The sequence below is a fragment of the Nostoc sp. ChiQUE02 genome (assembly GCF_034531305.2).
In the GTDB taxonomy this organism is placed as follows: Bacteria; Cyanobacteriota; Cyanobacteriia; order Cyanobacteriales; family Nostocaceae; genus Nostoc.
Genome location: NZ_JAVRBN020000078.1, coordinates 1 through 18204 on the forward strand (window position 1 = coordinate 1; position 18204 = coordinate 18204).

Consider the following 18204-nt stretch of genomic DNA (forward strand, 5'->3'; position numbering starts at 1 on the left):
AAGCTGTAACAACTCAAATTCGCGGGTTGCGGCGCAAACTCCAGATGGCTGGGCTAAATTCCGATCCGATTGAAACAGAATAAAGCAGACGTGATTTTAACATCTGAATTAGTGCGAATTCAAAAGATGATTAATTCGCTGTTCAAGTTATTAGCTGGATTTGTACCACTTACTTACTTAGTGCTAGATGGGCATTTTGGTAACAATAATGCTTTGCAGATGGCACGTCTTGTTAACTTGCACATAATTTCTAAGTTGCGCCATGATTCCGCATTGTACATACCCTATCAACATCCTGACTCCAATAAACGCTCTCGCCGTAAATACGGTGATAAGATTGACTATCGTAATATACCTGACAAGCATTTATGCAAAATGATACCTCATCCCTCAAGGGATTGATTCAAATAATGATGCTAGTGCCTACTCAAGGCTATGTGAACGTACTCTGTTATTTTCCATAAATCAATGAACTTGGATTGCATAAAACAAGATTAAATCTGATGCCCATTCATTACGAATTACGAATTGGTATTATGTCCTCTTATACAAATCGATGCATCTTGGTGATTGACGACGAACCCGACCTATGCAGCATTGTCAAGCTCACGCTAGAACACCTTAAAAGCTGGAAAATCCTCACTGCTGAGTCTGTACAGGCAGGACTGATACAGGCAAAAATGCATCAACCCGACGTGATTTTGCTCGATCTGAACCTGTATGGTGAAGATGGACTGACTATGCTGCAATCCTTGAAAACTAATCCGACTACGGAGTCGATTCCGGTTATCTTATTTACCGCTACAGACCTGTCATCCGATTTGCTGGAATTTGACTCCTCTGACTTTGCTGGAGTGATCCTGAAGCCGTTCAATGTCTTGCAGCTTGGCGAGCAGATTATTGAGCAACTGGGGTGGTGAGGTTAGCCCTGTTTTGTCACTTTAGGCAGAGGATAAAGTAGAAATCAGGATGAGTCAGGAAGATAAAAATGGGATAAGTAAGGTAATTGACAATAGATTGACTCGATCTATTTCGCCTTCAAAAGCCATCAAATTGATTTATTTTTGAATTTTGAATTTTTGGCGTTGCATATTTGCAGGATGATTTAGTAACTAAACGCTCCCCCTATCTTCCCTAGCTTATCCCACTGTTCTGCAACGCCAAATTTTTTACCTTCTCTGTCGTTTAACTGCATAACCGTAAGGCACAGGCCAATTAGGTTCTTCATCCAAGCTACAACGGGCATAAATCGACCAGTATGGATCGCGGAGTAATTCTCGACCGATGAGAACCAAATCTGCACACCCACGAGTAATTATTTGGTCGGCATACTCAGCTTCATTTATCAGCCCCACAGCTCCTGTCATGATCCCAGCCTCTTCTCGGATTTTGGCAGCAAAAGGTACTTGATAGCCTTTCTCCACTGGAATTCTGGCATGAGGTACTAAACCTCCTGTGGAAACATCGATCAAATCAACGCCCAGAGTCTTTAGTTCACGGGACAATATAATTGATTGCTGGAGATCCCAACCTCCCTCTACCCAGTCGGTAGCCGAGAGGCGCACAAAAAGCGGCATCCCGTTGGGCAAAACATCTCGTACTCGCCTTACTACCTCCAGTAATAAACGCATTCGGTTCTCCAACGAACCGCCGTAAATATCTGTTCGGCGATTACTGAGTGGTGAAAGAAAAGAATGCAATAAGTATCCATGTGCTGCGTGGATTTCAATCATTTGAAAACCTGCTTGCAGGGCACGCTGCGCTGCTGCAACGAACGCAAAGATAACTTCTTGAATACCACGCTCATCGAGGGGTATTGGTACAGGAGAGTTCTCTTGAAAAGGAATTGGGCTAGGTGCGACAGGCTGCCAACCTCCTTGTTCGGGTGTCAGTGGCGTACCACCCAACCAAGGAACATTGCAACTTGCTTTCCTTCCAGCATGGGCTAATTGAATCCCTGTAACAGATCCCTGTTGGCGAAGGAAGCGCACAATGCGAGTTAGTGACTCGATTTGCTTATCGTCCCAAAGCCCAAGGTCGCCAGGTGTAATCCGTCCTTGGGGTGTTACGGCTGTCGCTTCAACCATAATCAGACCAGTTCCTCCCACAGCCCGACTCCCTAAGTGGACGAAGTGCCAATCGTTAGCAAATCCATTCTCTGCTGAGTATTGACACATTGGTGACATCGCCACGCGACTTGGCAAGGTGATATCTCGAATTATTAGTGGAGTAAACAAATCCACTTCGGGTATTTCCAAGTCGTGCAGACTCCTTGATTGACAGCCTTGATAACCTGGGGTTTTTAATTCGGTCTGGGCTGGAGATGATGACAAAGTTGTTATGTTCTGTGTAGTCATGATTTGACTTTTCCGTGCTTTATGAACTCACACTTAACGTTTGACTTTCAACTTTTTTTGGCAGACTGCTAGGTGGAAACTGGTATTTCTGAATCTTGAGGATCTTGTTCTGAAAGGAGTCTTTGCTGATTTGCGATCGCCTAGGTTGGGGCGTAGCCCATTGCATCTTTGTGAGCTTGTTCTCCCAAAATCCCCGCTTGTCGTGAATTAAGCTCACTGAACGCAGCAAGTCCCTTTTGCCTTATTGTTCTAGATGTCCACCAAACTCATAGCGCAGCGCAGAGAGGAGCTTATCGGCAAAGTCTGCTTGACCGCGAGAGCTAAATCGTGCTTGGAGGGCTGAACTGAGGACGGGAACAGGAACTGCTTCTTCAATAGCTGCAATCAGTGTCCATCGACCTTCTCCAGAGTCGGATACGCGTCCCTCAAAGTTGCTTAACTTTGGGTCTTTGAGGAGTACATCGACTAGATCGACGAATGATGTTACCCCACGAGCGATCGCTCCTTCCTTAACTAGTGCTTCTGCTTTGTCTGCCTGACGAGTATAACCGACAACGGTATGTCCAGCCTGCGTTAAACGGCGTGCCATGTTAGCTCCCATCCGCCCCAGTCCAATCATTCCCAGTTCCATAACATAGACATTGTTTGCCGAACTTGAACAAATTAACTAATCTGATCTAATGCTAGTTGGCAAATCTAAGGAAAATCTGAGGAGATACTGGAGGCAGTCCTAATGAAACAAGTTGCACCATCATGCATAAAAAAGAACTAGAGACTGGAGACTGGGTATTAGTATTTTTACTCAGTACGGGCTAAACGCCCCGTTACCGCCAACAGCACTTTCAAGTCAGTAGGATGCATTCTCGCAAAGGTGCAACGTACCTTATAAGAGCCATGTGTAGACGGGTACTGCAAAGTAGAACTCGCAGTGTAGCAGCTTATCGTCAGCCTAAGGCACTCTACTTAAGCTGCTCAATATAGAGGTTTTTTGCGGAAATTGTATTTATTTTCTTGTAGTTATATAATTTTTGGTTAAATAAATAAGAAAAACAACATCTGTCTAAAGAGGTATTTTTTTGATGTTTCTCAAAAGAGAAACATTTTTTAGAACTAGTTATGCAAAAATGATATTTATTAATTGATGACTTTCAATATCTGTTATCCAAAGAAAATTTTTGACTCTATGTTGATCTGAAAGCAAATACATTTTATTAGCAAAATATTGTTAATAAAACTAAGAATACAAACCTCAATTAATCTATTTTTAATGTATAAATTGTATATTTGCAACGAATAAATACAAGTTGTTTTATTAAGAAAATAGTTTTATATTCTTAATATCAAAAATGAATAACTTATTGTTTAATAAACATTTATCACTTAAACAATTTCCTGGTATTTTTACTAAAATTTCCACACGAACGGTTATTATCGTTCCCTTTATTTTGCAAATTATCGCTGCGGTGAGTTTAACGGGTTATCTCTCATTTAGAAATGGACAAAAAGCAGTCAATGATGTCGCAGCACAACTCCAGACTGAAATTAACCGACGTGTTGAACAGAACCTACAAAGTTACCTTGATCCTCTTCACAAAATTAATCAAACTAATGAAATAGCTATTAGGATTGGTGGATTAAATGTACAAAATTCTGCAATTTTAGAACGTTACTTCTTTGAGCAACTGCAAATATTCAAGGGTGTAAACTTAATTGGGTATGCTAATCCTAACAGAGAGTTATTTTCAGCAGAAAGATTTCCCCCTGATGACTCACTGACAATCAGAGTATCTGGCAAATCTACTGGCTATGAATTGCGTACCTATACTACTAACAGTCAAGGCGATCGCATCAATATAATCGACAGGGGGAAAAACTACAATCCTCAAAAGCGCTCTTGGTATCAAAAACCTGTAGATACGGGTAAACAAAGCTGGAGCGAGATTTATCCTCATATTACTGGTTCTACTTTATATCTTGCTGCTAGCCAGCCTGTTTATAACAAAAAAGGCAAATTGACAGGGGTATTACTCTCAAATTTAAATCTTTTACAAATTGGGACTTTTTTGGAACGCTTAAAAATTGGTAAAACGGGGCAAAGTTTTATTATTGAGCGTTCGGGAATGTTAGTGGCAACTTCAACTAAGGAAAAGCCATTTCGGTTCGCGAAATCAGCAGTAGCACTACCAGAAAATAAAGTAATGCGGCTATTAGCTGAAGATAGTACTGACGTGATGACGCAAGCCACAGTTAAATATTTAGAAACAAAATTTGGTAATTTTGACTCGATTCAAAGCGAGCAAAAATTAGATTTTAGAATACATGGTAAGCGGCAGTTTATCCAAGTTTTACCTTTCAAAGAAAATCGGGGACTTGACTGGTTGATTGTAGTAGTAGTCCCAGAAGATGACTTCATGGAGAAAATTAATGTTAACACCCGCACCACTATTGTGCTATGTATTGTTGCTTTGATAGTGGCTGTAGCTGTCGGTATTCTAATTTTACGGTGGATAATCCAACCAGTTTTTGCTTTAAAAGAATCTGCGATCGCACTTGCTAAGGGTGAATGGGAAAAGAGAATAGAAATAAAGCGTTCCGATGAGTTGGGAGAATTAGCTAAGTCATTTAATAGTATGGCAGATCAACTCCAAGCAACATTTTCCCAAATGCAGGATTTAAACAAAACTTTGTTGCAGAGTGAAACTCGCTTGAAGCAATTTCTCGATGCTATACCTGTGAGTGTTTCCATAGATGATATTAGTGGGCAACTCTACTACACTAATAAAGCTTCACAAAAGTTAGTCAGCGTAGATTTATTACCATCTATCAAACAAGAAGAAATAACAGAATATTATCAAGTTTATTTGGCTGGAACTGATAATTTATACCCTACTGATGAACTGCCAATTGTGTATTCTTTAGCTGGGGAAACTGTCCATGTTGATGATGTAGAGTTTCGCCACCCAAATAAAACTATCCCTGTAGAAGTTTTAAGCACCCCAATTTTTGATGAATCGGGGAAAGTAATATATGCGCTCACCGTTTGTATTGATATTACCGAACGCAAAAAAGCAGAGAAGATTCTAACTGATTATAATTCGATTTTAGAGCAGCAAGTTGCCGAACGTACCCTGGAACTAGAACGGGAAATTGCCGAACGCAAGCAGACAGAGGTAGCACTTCTAGAAAGCGAGACGCGATTTCGGCTATTGGCAGAGGCAACATTTGAAGCGATCGCCATTACCGAACAAGGCATACTTTTAGACACTAACCAAACCTGCGCTGAGATGTTTGGTTATGAACTTTCTGAGTTGATTGGTATGCGTGTCATGGATTTTACTGCTCCTGGATACCAGGAACAGGTTATGCAGAAGATTCGCTCAGGAGATGAGGGAATTTATGAAACTGTTTGTCTTTGCAAGGATGGAACCACTTTTCCCGCAGAGATCAGAGCCAGAGTCATGTCATATCGTGGGCGTACCATCAGGATGGCTGCAATACAGGATATCACTAGTCGCAAGCAGGCTGAAGAAGCAACCGTATTAGCAGAACGTAACCGCTTGGCACAGGAAATTCACGATACTTTAGCGCAATCCTTCGCCGTTGTCATTGTCCACTTAGATACTGCCTCACGAAAACTGACGACAGATATAGAAGTGGCACAGGTATTAATTAAAGCAGGGCGCGACTTGGCTCACTCTGGGCTGACTGAAGCACGCCGTTCGATCAAAGCACTGCGATGTCTGCCGACAAGCCGCTTTGCGTCTACGCAATTATTGGAGGACGGCGACATTTTTAATGCTCTCAATCGCTTTGCCACACAGATGTTTTCCCCTACCAATACACATATTGTTTGCCAAGTAATAGGCGAGATATACCCCCTACCTCCAGATGTTGAAAATAACTTACTCCGCATTGGGCAAGAGGCATTAACCAATGCCTTCAAGTACGCCAAAGCTAGAGAAATCCAAATAGAACTGGCCTATCAAGAAAGCCAGTGCAGCTTGCGAATCAAAGATGATGGACAAGGGTTTGACATGGGCAGTGTATTTATTATCAACAGCTTTGGGCTTTTAGTGATGAGCGAACGGGCTGAACGCATCGGGGCAAAACTAACAATTCAGAGTTCGCTAGGACAGGGAACAGAAGTTATTGTATTGGTCAACGGGAGGAAAGATGAAGAAATAGCACGCAAGTAGGGGGAGATTAATGATTTATAGCCCAGCTAATGGATTTATTTGCTAAACCGGATAAAAATTAGTCTAATTTGCGTAAAATTATCGTTTTTTGTGGATATCTATTTAGGGCGTTGCATAAATTCCTAATGAATTAAGATTTTCAGCCAAGGGTAAACCTAGATTCTTTGAGCTTTTCGCCTACCCTGCGGGAACGCCTGACGGCGAATGGACTAAACAAAATTCATCTCACTAATTAGCAATGCCCTATTTAGTTGCATTTGACAGCAAATTCAATCCAAGTCTGAGTTTTAGATGCTTCGGCTTGTCTAGGACACGCTCCGCGAACGCAATCATTTAACTTAGCTACAAATGCTGCCTCACAACACCGAGAGTAAACGATCATGAGCCAATCCAATGTTATTCGCATCCTGATTGCTGACGATCATCCCATCTTGGGACAAGCTTTAACAATGTTTCTTGAATGTGAGCCAGATATGACTGTAATCGGCCATGCTGGTGACGGGCGAGAAGCGTTAGAACTTTTCCGCCAACATCAGCCCGACGTGGCGCTGATGGATTTGCGAATGCCGAAGATGGAAGGTGCTGATGCGATCGCAGCTATCTGTGCTAAGTTTAAACACGCTCGAATCGTTGTGTTAACCACCTTTGATGGCGATGAAGATATCTATCGGGGATTGCGGGCTGGTGCAAAAGGCTATCTCCTCAAGGGCGCTGAACCGAATGAACTTTTGGATGCAATTCGCACTGTTCATAAAGGTCAAAGGTATATTCCGCCCACTATAGCAGCCAAGCTAGCCGAGCGGATGGGTAGTGAGGAATTGAGCGATCGTGAGTTGGAAGTGCTGCGCCTCATTGCCAAGGGCAAGAATAACCAGCAGATTAGCAATGTCCTCAATATTGCTGAGAGTACCGTCAGGTTCCATGCTAATAATATTTTCGGGAAGTTAAATGTGAGCGATCGGACTCAAGCCCTAGTCACCGCGCTGAATCGGGGGATTGTCAGGCTGTAATTTACAGCTTCTTGACCTCACATTTTGATAGGTTTAAAACCGAACATTTAGCTAGTGACAATGTTGGGCTTATTTTCTATGCTCAGGATATTCACTTAGTTTTGCTTTGTACATCTGTAAGAAAGCATATAAATTATGAAATATGAAATATTAAGAGATCAAAAAGATCCAAAATATGATTTAGATTCATTAGTAATTAAGCCAAAATGGAGTTTAGATGAAATAGCTTTATCGTCAGAAATATTAGAGCAAATAGAGCAAATTGTTGCTTATATCAAATATAGAGAAATTTTATTAAATAAATGGCAATATTGCCGATTTCTAAAAACAGGCAAGGGTTTAACTATTAATTTTTTTGGCTTACCTGGCACTGGAAAAAGTATTACGGCGGAAGCTATAGCTCAAAAGCTTGGCATGAATATCATTAAAGTGAATTATGGAGAATTAGAATCGGAATTAGTTGGAGGTACATCAAAGAATTTATCAAATATATTTCAAGTAGCAGAAAAAAGTGGAAGCTTATTATTGTTTGATGAAGCTGACACTGTATTAAGTAAAAGAATTTCTAATTTGTCACAAGCGGCTGATTATGGAATTAATTCAGCCAAAGGAACATTATTAACACTATTAGACAAGTTTAATGGTGTAATAATTTTTACAACTAACCTTTTTGAAAACTATGACGGTGCTTTTTTAAGAAGAATCATTTTTAATATAGAATTTGATCCACCTAATTTTTTAACAAGAATACAATTATGGCGATTTCACCTTTCAGAGACGGTTCCAAAAACAATAAGCTATGAGAAAGCAGCAGAGATAAGTGATAGTTTATGTGGTGGTGATATTAGAAATATTGCTATTAAACTAGGTTTAAAATTGTTAGCTAATCAAGTAAGTTTAATCGATGAGAATTTGATGTTGGAAACAATACAAAAATACAAAGATATTAAAGAAATTCATAAAAAAACAGAATTTATGCAAAAATATGTTCTTGAATCAAATTCTGTATCAAATTCATCACAATTGGAGAATTAGATTATGGCTATTGATCCATTCAGCTGGATTATAATAATTGCTGTGAGTTTGGCAAGTGGAGCAGCAGGAGCCGGGATATTAGTATTTTGGGATGAAATTAAAGCTTGGGCTGGACGTACAGCATTACAGATATTAAATGGAATAGACCAAGCCATTGAAACTGCCGCAGATGCTTTGACTAATCTCATAAAAGAGGGAAGAACTTATTTTAAAGAAGTAGTGGTATACACCAGAAATCGCCTGAGTGGTGAAGCATATGCTTATACACAAAAGGTTAAGGTACATCCGAATGAGATTCCAGAAGACATTAAAGAAGAATTAGGTTTTAATGATTATGCTCAAAACAAAAAAGTACAGGTATTGCGTGTAGCCAGATAATAATCTTTAATTTTCTATGACTAGAATTTCAAAAAAAGGAATTTTGTGATGCCTAAAAAGACCAGAAAAGCCAATATAAGCAATGACACCATTCCTATAGTTGATAGTTTAAAATCAGGAGTTATTAAAATACTTGATGCATTAACTCAGGATATAATCTTGCCTGAACAGTTAAATTGCATACAAGATAAAACTCTAGATTTTCAACTTATTGGAGATGACGTAGAAGGAATTTACGAACAGTATCAAGAAGATGACGCTGAAGCTTGTGTAGTGAAGGTTGTTTTAGATTTTGAAAAAAAAGAAGTCGTATTTGAAATCTACACAAGAAAAGGTCAGGAAGTTTTCAAGAGTACAATATCTGGTACATTTGAAAAATCTAAAAATCTACCTGATGATATTCAAGAAACACTTAAAACTCAACAACAGATTGTACTTAAATTTGTTGAAGAAGAAAAAGAGAAACAGTAAGAATTAATAGGGTTCAGATAAGCCATATCATTTTGTCTTGGTTATCATCTCATTGCTACAATCCTGCAACACTTAACGAGGGAGGATGTTATCGAGGCAAAGTTGAAGACGTAGCAAAAGCGGTCTCTTGCTTCAATTGATCGCACTTCTGGTGATAGTGTAAAAACAGGCGATCGCACCTTGATATTCATACTCTCGTCAAGGCGATCGCATTCCTTCAGATAGCTTTAAAACAGGCGATGTCTGCCACAGGCTGTTCTGTGACGCATCTCAATTTTCTTCTACATTTAACGAGGCAGAATATCATCTAAGCGAAGTTGAAGATTGGGCAAAAGCGGCGAATTAATTGATTGGTTTAGTCGGTATTGTTGTTGAGTATAAGTGTCTTCAACTAGTTGGCAAACAGTGAAGGTAGGTTGTTTGGGTTTACCAATAAATGCTACACCGCCCAATCCTCGATAATCCACAATCCAATATTCAGGAATGCCTAAAAGTGCATATTCTTCAACTTTCCGCGCATAATCAGTTTCCCAGTTGGTGCTAACGACTTCCACCACCAGTTTAATTGAGCGTCCAAGAGTAATTACGGGTTCTCGCTGCCAAAGGGGTTCACGGTCGAGAACGGTTTCATCGAGAACCACGACATCAGGACGACGAACTGTAGCTGTATCTGCAAAAGGGTAAATTAAACAAGTGCGAGGAATAAACCAGGGAAGTTGTTCTGCAACAAGGTAGATCCCAATTTGGGTTGCAAGTTTGCCACCCACCGTTTCATGCGGGCCAGTGGGTTCCATGTCAATTAGTTCTCCATCTGCCAGTTCATAGCGGGGATTGTCTCGGTATTGCGAGAGAAAATCTTCAAATGTGAAGGTTTTTGGGGAGATATATGTCATAAAGTCAATCTCCTGAAGGCAAGTTGTTTTGATTATAAGTGAGAAGCAAATAGCAGAATGCATTAACTTTGGCGATCGCAGTAGCATTGCTGGTCGATGCATTAACACCCTGCACTCAGCGCTGCTTTGAGGGTATGCCAAGCCAAAGTTACACACTTAACCCGCAACGGTATTGTATTAAGCACGGTTTTGAAGACCAGCAAGTTTCGTGAGGAACTCGCTGAGTTTACTAGTGTCAATACTGACAATTCTATTGCAATGAGTGGTTCAGAGTTCTACGACTACCAAAAAGATGAGTATAAACGTAGGAAAACTCGCAGCCAATGAGGAAGATTTCGCATGTAAGATAAATCCAGGTCAACAGAATCATGACGCTTCCAATTACGCCATACGAGAGGAAATGGCTGCCGAGCGTAATGACACTGTTGCTAATTAATTGTTGTAATCCCACTAGCAACAAGGCCGTGAGTAGAGCGCTTAACCAGACATCACGCCAACCGACATAAACGGACGGCAAAATCTTGAACAAAACGCAAGCAGTTATAGCCAGAATCAAAAAAGATGAGCCTACTTGAAGTCCTTTGGCTAATTGTAGTTCGTCAACCTGTATGAAGGAGAAGGCAGAGCGAAAGTTTGCAACTAGATCAAGGATAGTCCTGATGGCAATATTTGCGATTAATGAAGTCAGCAGCAATAAGCCTGTCCCAATTACCAACAAAAAAGCCAAAAATTGGTTAAGAACAAAGGAAAGCACCGTCCTCCGAATTGATTTAGAAGCTGTAGTATCCGATCGCCAAATTCTATTGACCGAACCACTCAAAACAGAAAAAACCGTACTAGCTGAAAATAAGAGCAAGCCAAATCCAATGATTCCGGCTCCGGTACTACTTTGGTTGAGGGCAATGACGGTTCCTTTCACTAAATCGTGAACTTCTGGAGGTAGATAACGCTCTACTACTCCTTTAATGGATTGGAACGCTTCAGTATGAGGTTCAATCAGCAAACCAATAATGCTCAAAATGACTAATATGAGCGGAAACAATGAGAAAAGAGCATGGTAGGATAGGGCGGCTGCCATACCGGAGCAATTGTCTTGGCTCCACTTGTGCCCCGTCTGGATGAAGAGTTGAGGCAGTCTTGAGGGTAGGATAGTAGCTCGAATATATCGAATCATAAGGGACTGGGGTTAGGGATTAGGGATTGAGGGTTGGGGGTTGGGTAATCAAGACGAAAAATAATGTTTTCTAATGCTGATGGATGCATTGCACAAATATTTATCCATTTTTCAATACTACTGAAATCGTTATACTTAGTACCCAGTACCCTTACTTACAGCGTTATGGGAGCGATCGGTTCAATATCGGGGTCATATCCGCCAATTTGATTAGTTCGCAACACCCAAGCGGTTGCGTCGTGATCCAAAAAGATTTTAACTACGGTATCGCTAGCATGACGAGGTAACATTGTGCGCCAACTACTCAAACCCATAATCAAGTTGCGAATCGGCTCATCTTCTAGAGTACTGCCCAAGTTATACTCGTTTCGTTCCCAGCTTGATTTAGAACCGCCCAAAGGTTGCAGTTTCAGTTTGAGTTCTTGTCCAAGCTTCAGGAGTTCTCCAAATCGTTGTGTCTGTTCAAGATTGTATTCACTCCGATGCAGAGAACTGACATGATTAGCGCGAAACTGTTGTTCTATCTGACGCAGACTAGCGAACAAAGCTTGATTAGAATCTTGAGCGCAGTTATTGGCAATTCCAACGTAAGTGCCTCCTGTGCCGTCTCCAATACGGTAACGAGCCGTCATCACCTCTAATTGCAACATCATCAAATCTAGTGGCGATCGCTCTCCAGTAGCAAAGTCATAATAGCCAGTGAAGGCATCGTGTTTAATCAGAATGTCACAGACTGGGCGAGTGCCGACCCAACCAAATTGGCGATCGCCCATGTAACGAGACCAGTGGAACGTTCCAGCAATTAGTCCATCAGTATTGTGAGTGTAGACCTGATGATAGCGCAGATCGAAGTATAGTTCATCACTGTGCGGGTCACGAATCACATGGGCTACGCCAAAGGCAAAGTGTCCAAAGAAAATGGGTGCGGCAGCAGCAGGTTCTGCTTTTTTGCCGCCAATGCCACCATAAACGTGGATCAACAGGGCGCAATCGCCTTCTTGCCAATTATTAATGACATTCTGGATTGCTGAAGGCGAAAGGTTGTTCTTACTTGCACACAACACAGATGAGATTCGCCCTTTCTGCGCTCTAATGTCTGCCCAAGAGCGTTTGCGGATGTAGCGGTAAGATGCTTTGCTGCCGAACACAACCTTACTGGGTTGCAGACGAAATAAGGCACGTGGCCCCAAAGACTGTACCACGAATAGACCCTGAGCATCTTTTGCACCATAGATATACCAGCCCGTCTCGTTAAAGGGAGACTTTTCCAGATCACGGCTAGTTGATGGAGAACTGCCTTGAGTTGGGGCAAGTACTACTTGTGGCAACCGCACGACCTCCTCTGCCCCATCAAACTCACGAGTCGCACGGTTAAAGTGAACTATGCGGAACTGGTCGGTTTTAGCGATGGGCTGGACAAACTTCACCAACGCACAGAAGCGCCCAGTAATTTGTACGGGCTGACTACAGATGCGAAAGGAGATGGACGGATGAGATGAGGGGGTTTCCTCCACTTGTACCGATTCATTTAGCAGCACAAGCATGTCATCTGTCGGATGAGAACCTGCAAGCGATTCTAGGGGATCAACATGTCGCCAATGGTTGAGACGTTCCGGATGGATGAGACCGCCGTATTTACTGGAGTACTCGGCATCAGCACTAAAGTGAATATCATGAGTTGCGGCTTGCACTAAATTTTTCACAAATGGAGTATCGACCCAACGCAGTTTGACAATTTGTCCGACCAAATGCTCGTAGCCCGCAGCAGTATGATGCACTTCAAACAAAACACCTCCAATGGTTTGTCGAGCGTCCCGGTGCGGTAAAATCAAACGGCCCATCCAAGGCGCGATCGCCCGATACCAGTTCAAATCAACCGTTTGATTCAGGGGATAATAAGCTGGATTATTAAAAGCAGCCTGTTTATAGAGCGCGTAATTACTGAGCTTGACAGGAAAGCTCTGTCCAGTTCCCAGCAGGTTTCCTGTCAAAATTTGCAGGATGATTTCAATGGTTTGTTGGAGGTTACTGCGTCCATCTGGCAGAAATGCTTCCGCATCCATATAGCCTCCTGGAACCTGATGCCCTACATCTCCCACTGACAGAATCGAGATTTTGCCCTTGCGTCGTGCCCGGTTCCAATAAGACAAGAGCAGGATTTGCCAACGTCCGGGAAACATGATCGGGCCTAGTCGTTGCACTGAATCCTTCTCGCCAATCAAATGATAGAGATGCTCTAGCTTGAGGAAATTATTGTTAGCACTCATCACACCACCTAAAGAGACTACATCAATAGGTGCTTCTAGTGCCTGTCTTAAGTAAGGTGCAGAGGCAACAGCCATTTGCCCACCGCCACTGTAGCCAATCAGTGTAATTGGTGTAGCGCTCCCTGGTTGATAATTTTGTGCAATTAAGCCGTTGTAGAGTACCTGAGCAATGCCCCGGTTGTAGATGGGGCCGTAACGCTGATCGGCAGACACCGCCACAATTAAAACATTCCGCAGGTTCACTAAAATGCCCAGCAGTGCCTTAGGATTCTGCCAACGCAACTTGTCTGCTAATTTCCATATAAACGCCAATGGACGGTCTTCATACAAGGGCTTATTGAGTACGGAATACATCATCAATCCTCTCACCAGCTTTATATCCTGGGGTAGCGAAGGTTCTAGCACCGTTAAAAAATCTTCGACATCGGGGGTGTATTCCTCACCTGACTGACCAACGCCATCCAGATAGATGATATATCGAGAAAATGTTCTGCCGTTGCCTGGAGACTGACCAGGGTTAGAAAGGGTAGAAGTTGTCTGGATCGTGTTTACTTGATCACCGAACCATCCTGCCCACCATCCCAAGGTTTCAAAGGGAGCCAATAATCCAGAAAAAACCAAGGCAACCACGCCAATCCACCCCAGTTCAAATATTAATCTGGAGACTATAGGTAGCGTTTGATACCAACTTAATACCCCACTGCGAATAGGTCGTAGCAGAATGCCAACTACTACAAACAACACAGTTAAGCCCAACAAACTCAACAGCAGTTTGATGGGTGGGGGAATGCTGTGAGCTTGGTGAGTCAGATGAACGAGGTGATGTCTGGCGACAAGCCGCAAAGCGTCTACGCTTGCATGAGTACCTTGGTTAACAGTGATTGTTGCAGCAGGTGGGGGTTGAGCAGTAACCGCGTGAGCAGCTTGAGGATGAGAGCGATTGCTTGCTTGAATGAACTGGTGTACCGCAGGTAGAGTCATCTGGGAAGCAGCTACTAGTGGTGATGGGACTGTTGCAAAGCGAGACCACACTCGATTTTCAACCAGGTTTACACCAGCAACTTGATCTGCAATGGTTTTACCTAAATGGGCGATCGGCTGACCGATAGTATTTGCCAGCAGTTCTTTGATAAACCAGCCAAACGCCACATAGCCAAAGGCAAACCCTACACCGATGTTAGCAACAGTACTAAAGCCCACTACCATTGCTAACAAGTTCCAGATTGATAGGATTTTTAAAAGCGGCAAGCCCAGATAAGGCAATGCTCCTAGAAAGCTGAACAGTAGTGGTGCATAGCCCAGCCCTAGAACGGTTAATAGGGTTGTAAGCGGTATATGGATTGACCAAGGAAGCAAACAAATGAGCCAGGTGCTAAACACCAGGAATAGAAACTCAAACAGAGATAAAATCGCGTTGACTAATAAACTCAAGATGAAGCGAATCGGTTTGACGCGGTTAATAAATAAAATGATGCTTTGAGCGATCGCTAATGATAATTTCGCCAACAAGACCACAGTAATAGCAAGCTTCAAGCCGCCTGATAAGGTCGTAACTCTCCAGAACGCTTCGCTGTTGAGTACAAAGACCCAACCTAGAAGTTCCCAAACACGATCCATTACTGTATGTGTCATAATAACGATTCAAAATTAAGAAAGCTGGATATCACAAGAGTTTCTGAGTTTGGATCTGTTGCTGGATTTTAGAGAATTAATATTAGACAGAATTAATTACACACATTTTTTCTGTTCCCTGTCTCAATGAATGAATTAATTTTGTCAGGCTCAATCTTGGGGGTTGCTACGTTGCCCAACTTGATAGAGCAAGAGCAATGCCACAATGGCTCCAATTAATCCGGCTGTGATCGCATTGACCATCGCTTGAATGGCAATCATGTTGGATGGGGTGATCATTGCTCCCTGAGTCACCATCGTTGCAGCTTGATTAGGAATAATCACGGTGGAACCTTGAGGCATAATCAACATCTTGAAGGTCAATTCACCCACTCGCGACAAGGTAATTAGCACTGCAATTGCCATAATTGCAATGTTTGCTAGCAGCCCCAACTTCAGATTTTGGCTCACCTGAGACTTGGCTGGACGCAAATTTGGTATTTCTAATTTGTTTGCCAATTGTGTATAGCGAAAACACCAGTAAATACTGAAGATCAGAATCACCAAACAGGCGATCGCCAACCATAAACCAACGGAAAGTCCGCTACTGTGCTTGCGTCCGGGACTAAACATAACAGTCACAACTACCACTAAAATCGGGATGAACCCAAGCAGGGCTTGCAACCAGAAGCCAATCCAGCCCAGCCAACGCAAAGAACGGGCAATCTGCCTGGGAGTTGAGCTAGCCGCTTGAGGATTGAGGAAATCAAACATAGGATAGGTTGCTTTAGAAGAAAGTAAAAGCATGGATAAAGGCAAGTAATCTTGAGTTACCTTTAGGCAATTCCAAAGGAAGCAGTAGCAACCTCGCCAAAACAGTTTGCCTTTCTATGGCAACTTCTTTCTTAAGAGCTTAACTGCCAATTATAATTGGAGTTTAGAAGCTGTCTTTAAAGAAATGTAAAGGGAGTAAAATCAGCCGATGTCTCCGATAAGCCGCTAAGAGCGTCTACGTGTAGCGACCTGCAATGCTAATCGCTCATACCTGCAATCAAGACATTTCTCAGCTAGGATTAAGGGTCTTGTCAGCTTTTGGTGATGCGGGGTGGATAGAGACGACTCAGAAGAGCGATCGCTATTTCAAAAGCTCAGCAAATTTCTAGAAGTAACCTGCTCAGGAGAGTTCTTACACTGCCAGCAGAACCCGTTGGCTCAACAGGTCAAACTTGACACGACCATACATCTGGCGTTTCAACATCTTCAGACGGTTGATCTGTCCTTCCACCTGTCCGTTACTCCACTCTAATGTCACGCCCGCCTTGACCGCCTCATAGTCTTCGCCGAGGCGCAGGGCAAAGCCAACCAAAGCTCCCAGTTGACTCCGAACTGCCCGTGTCAGCCAAGGTTCTAGTCGTTCGGGAGAGCGCTCGCGCAGGATTTGGGCAAAATCCTGGCTCAGTTCAATAGCTTGAGCTAAATCAGGATGCTGGGCGATGAGTCGAGCCAGTAGCTGTTCGTCTTGCTCATCTCGATTTTCCGGTCGGCGCAGCACTAGCCAAGTTGTGCGACGCACCGTCAGGGGCTTTTTCTCTGGCTCAATCACTTCAGGCAACGGACAACTGCTCAGGCGCTGTCGTGGGGCAAGCTCAAGAATGGTAATGCAACCTGGTCACCACTGAGTTATGCTGCCTACGGAATGATTTTGTGTGGTGTCGTGCAAGACACTTAACTCGGTTATAGATTTGGCAAATTAGCTTTAAATTTGGTAGAGCGATTAAATGATAACAAAGGCAATGCTAAGGCATTCTTGGTATTGGGTTCCCATGTCATGCACTGGAAAGAACATCTTAGAGAAACATTACCCATTCTCGTTGACGGTTATCAAAGCGGTGTAGAAACTGGAGACTTTGAATTTGCTGGTTATTGTGCATTTAACCTTTGTTATTACTCATATTTTGCTGGTCAGGAACTGACGGAACTGGAACAAAAAACGGCGATTTACAGTCAGGCTACCAGTCAAATTAGGCGGGAAAATCCCTTTAATTGGCTGGCAATGTTGCGGCAGACAATCCTTAATTTGCTCGGTCAGTCTGAAAATCCGAGTCATTTAATGGGTTGTATATACAATGAAGAGCAAGCGTTATCGCGTGCTATTGCAGTCGAGGATGGAACTGGAATCCACCACTTTTACCTGAATAAACTTATTTTGTGTTATCTGTTTGGAGAGTATCACCAAGCTGCACAAACTGCTATTTTAGCGGAACAGTATTTAGGTGAAGTCACAGCGTTGATTTCTGTACCTCTATTTCATTTTTATGACTCCCTGATACTTTTGAGCGTATTGGCTAATACTTCCAACTCCGAAAAAGAGGTTTGGCTAAATCGCGTTAACATCAATCAAGAGAAGATGCAGAAATGGGCGCATGATGCGCCAATGAATTATCTACATAAATTTCAGTTAGTTGAGGCAGAGAAAGCGCAAGTCTTGGGGCAAGTTCTGGAAGCTGAGGAGTTTTATGAACAAGCCATAGCTGCTGCATCTGAAAACAAATTTATCCAAGAAGAGGCATTAGCCTATGAGTTAGCTGCCAAGTTTTATCTAGAGCGTGGTAGGTTAAAGATTGCTCAAACCTATATGAAAGAGGCTCACTACTGTTATGAGCAATGGGGAGCAACTGCGAAAGTAAGAGATTTAGAAACTCGATATCCGCAGTTATTTCCTCAACCGTTGGCTAGGGGTAGATATAGCGAGCGTGTCATGAGGGGCAAGATAGCCTGAAAGTTTTGCTGTATATGCTTTTCAATTATTAGT

At 42.5% G+C, this 18204-nt stretch carries 14 protein-coding genes and 2 pseudogenes; 8 read left to right on the forward strand and 8 right to left on the reverse strand.

Annotated elements, in window-relative coordinates:
• Positions 1-75 precede the first annotated feature (75 nt).
• Positions 76-369: pseudogene (locus RM347_RS33625) on the forward strand (transposase); the annotation flags it as partial.
• A 167-nt stretch (positions 370-536) separates the two neighbouring features.
• On the forward strand, positions 537-920 hold the full coding sequence (locus RM347_RS33630) for a response regulator (RefSeq protein WP_322720458.1): 384 nt from the start codon (positions 537-539) through the stop codon (positions 918-920).
• Between the two features lie 249 nt (positions 921-1169).
• Here RM347_RS33630 and RM347_RS33635 read toward each other — a convergent pair whose 3' ends face one another.
• Both RM347_RS33635 and RM347_RS33640 read right to left on the reverse strand, forming a co-directional pair.
• Positions 1170-2357: an NADH:flavin oxidoreductase/NADH oxidase gene (locus RM347_RS33635; RefSeq protein WP_322720455.1), complete on the reverse strand. Its 1188-nt coding sequence runs from the start codon at positions 2355-2357 to the stop codon at positions 1170-1172.
• A 241-nt stretch (positions 2358-2598) separates the two neighbouring features.
• A complete protein-coding gene (locus RM347_RS33640; RefSeq protein ID WP_416211929.1) occupies positions 2599-2988 on the reverse strand; it encodes an NAD(P)-binding domain-containing protein in 390 nt (129 codons plus the stop codon).
• 715 nt (positions 2989-3703) lie between these two features.
• Here RM347_RS33640 and RM347_RS33645 point away from each other — a divergent pair.
• Entirely contained in the window at positions 3704-6553 is a 2850-nt protein-coding gene (locus RM347_RS33645; protein WP_322720454.1) for a PAS domain S-box protein, read from the forward strand.
• A 250-nt stretch (positions 6554-6803) separates the two neighbouring features.
• Here RM347_RS33645 and RM347_RS33650 read toward each other — a convergent pair.
• Positions 6804-6911: pseudogene (locus RM347_RS33650) on the reverse strand (four helix bundle protein); the annotation flags it as partial.
• A gap of 22 nt (positions 6912-6933) precedes the next feature.
• Between RM347_RS33650 and RM347_RS33655 the strand changes: the two are divergent.
• The 4 genes from RM347_RS33655 to RM347_RS33670 all read left to right on the forward strand — a co-directional run bounded on the left by RM347_RS33655 (position 6934) and on the right by RM347_RS33670 (position 9447).
• Entirely contained in the window at positions 6934-7563 is a 630-nt protein-coding gene (locus RM347_RS33655) for a response regulator transcription factor (RefSeq protein ID WP_322720453.1), read from the forward strand.
• A 135-nt stretch (positions 7564-7698) separates the two neighbouring features.
• Positions 7699-8598 carry an ATP-binding protein gene (locus RM347_RS33660; RefSeq protein WP_322720452.1) on the forward strand — a complete coding sequence of 300 codons (900 nt, stop codon included), beginning with the start codon at positions 7699-7701 and terminating at the stop codon, positions 8596-8598.
• Positions 8599-8601: 3 nt separating this feature from the next.
• A complete protein-coding gene (locus RM347_RS33665) occupies positions 8602-8976 on the forward strand; it encodes a hypothetical protein (protein WP_322720451.1) in 375 nt (124 codons plus the stop codon).
• A gap of 48 nt (positions 8977-9024) precedes the next feature.
• Positions 9025-9447 (forward strand): hypothetical protein, encoded by a 423-nt coding sequence (locus tag RM347_RS33670; RefSeq protein ID WP_322720450.1) that lies wholly within the window; start codon positions 9025-9027, stop codon positions 9445-9447.
• Positions 9448-9734: 287 nt separating this feature from the next.
• Here RM347_RS33670 and RM347_RS33675 read toward each other — a convergent pair whose 3' ends face one another.
• The 5 genes from RM347_RS33675 to RM347_RS33695 form a co-directional block, all read right to left on the reverse strand.
• The gene (locus RM347_RS33675) at positions 9735-10340 is read right to left on the reverse strand and encodes a Uma2 family endonuclease (RefSeq protein WP_322720449.1); all 606 of its coding nucleotides are present in this window, start codon (positions 10338-10340) and stop codon (positions 9735-9737) included.
• A gap of 250 nt (positions 10341-10590) precedes the next feature.
• Positions 10591-11514 carry a YihY/virulence factor BrkB family protein gene (locus tag RM347_RS33680; RefSeq protein WP_322720448.1) on the reverse strand — a complete coding sequence of 308 codons (924 nt, stop codon included), beginning with the start codon at positions 11512-11514 and terminating at the stop codon, positions 10591-10593.
• Between the two features lie 155 nt (positions 11515-11669).
• Positions 11670-15413, reverse strand: a complete 3744-nt coding sequence (locus RM347_RS33685) for a CAAX protease (protein WP_322720447.1) — start codon at positions 15411-15413, stop codon at positions 11670-11672.
• A gap of 150 nt (positions 15414-15563) precedes the next feature.
• Positions 15564-16166 (reverse strand): DUF3611 family protein, encoded by a 603-nt coding sequence (locus RM347_RS33690; protein WP_322720446.1) that lies wholly within the window; start codon positions 16164-16166, stop codon positions 15564-15566.
• 412 nt (positions 16167-16578) lie between these two features.
• Positions 16579-16995 (reverse strand): transposase, encoded by a 417-nt coding sequence (locus RM347_RS33695; RefSeq protein ID WP_334773529.1) that lies wholly within the window; start codon positions 16993-16995, stop codon positions 16579-16581.
• A 159-nt stretch (positions 16996-17154) separates the two neighbouring features.
• Between RM347_RS33695 and RM347_RS33700 the strand changes: the two genes are divergently transcribed.
• The gene (locus RM347_RS33700) at positions 17155-18171 is read left to right on the forward strand and encodes a hypothetical protein (protein ID WP_322720445.1); all 1017 of its coding nucleotides are present in this window, start codon (positions 17155-17157) and stop codon (positions 18169-18171) included.
• Positions 18172-18204: the final 33 nt, after the last annotated feature.

What these genes read in the sequence shown, in the direction of transcription:
- RM347_RS33630 (WP_322720458.1), top strand. Translation starts at nt 537, where the DNA reads ATGTCCTCTTATACAAATCGATGCATCTTGGTGATTGACGACGAACCC.
- RM347_RS33685 (WP_322720447.1), bottom strand. Translation starts at nt 15,413, where the DNA reads ATGACACATACAGTAATGGATCGTGTTTGGGAACTTCTAGGTTGGGTC.
- RM347_RS33635 (WP_322720455.1), bottom strand. Translation starts at nt 2,357, where the DNA reads ATGACTACACAGAACATAACAACTTTGTCATCATCTCCAGCCCAGACC.
- RM347_RS33690 (WP_322720446.1), bottom strand. Translation starts at nt 16,166, where the DNA reads ATGTTTGATTTCCTCAATCCTCAAGCGGCTAGCTCAACTCCCAGGCAG.
- RM347_RS33675 (WP_322720449.1), bottom strand. Translation starts at nt 10,340, where the DNA reads ATGACATATATCTCCCCAAAAACCTTCACATTTGAAGATTTTCTCTCG.
- RM347_RS33660 (WP_322720452.1), top strand. Translation starts at nt 7,699, where the DNA reads ATGAAATATGAAATATTAAGAGATCAAAAAGATCCAAAATATGATTTA.
- RM347_RS33655 (WP_322720453.1), top strand. Translation starts at nt 6,934, where the DNA reads ATGAGCCAATCCAATGTTATTCGCATCCTGATTGCTGACGATCATCCC.
- RM347_RS33665 (WP_322720451.1), top strand. Translation starts at nt 8,602, where the DNA reads ATGGCTATTGATCCATTCAGCTGGATTATAATAATTGCTGTGAGTTTG.
- RM347_RS33680 (WP_322720448.1), bottom strand. Translation starts at nt 11,514, where the DNA reads ATGATTCGATATATTCGAGCTACTATCCTACCCTCAAGACTGCCTCAA.
- RM347_RS33670 (WP_322720450.1), top strand. Translation starts at nt 9,025, where the DNA reads ATGCCTAAAAAGACCAGAAAAGCCAATATAAGCAATGACACCATTCCT.
- RM347_RS33645 (WP_322720454.1), top strand. Translation starts at nt 3,704, where the DNA reads ATGAATAACTTATTGTTTAATAAACATTTATCACTTAAACAATTTCCT.
- RM347_RS33640 (WP_416211929.1), bottom strand. Translation starts at nt 2,988, where the DNA reads ATGGAACTGGGAATGATTGGACTGGGGCGGATGGGAGCTAACATGGCA.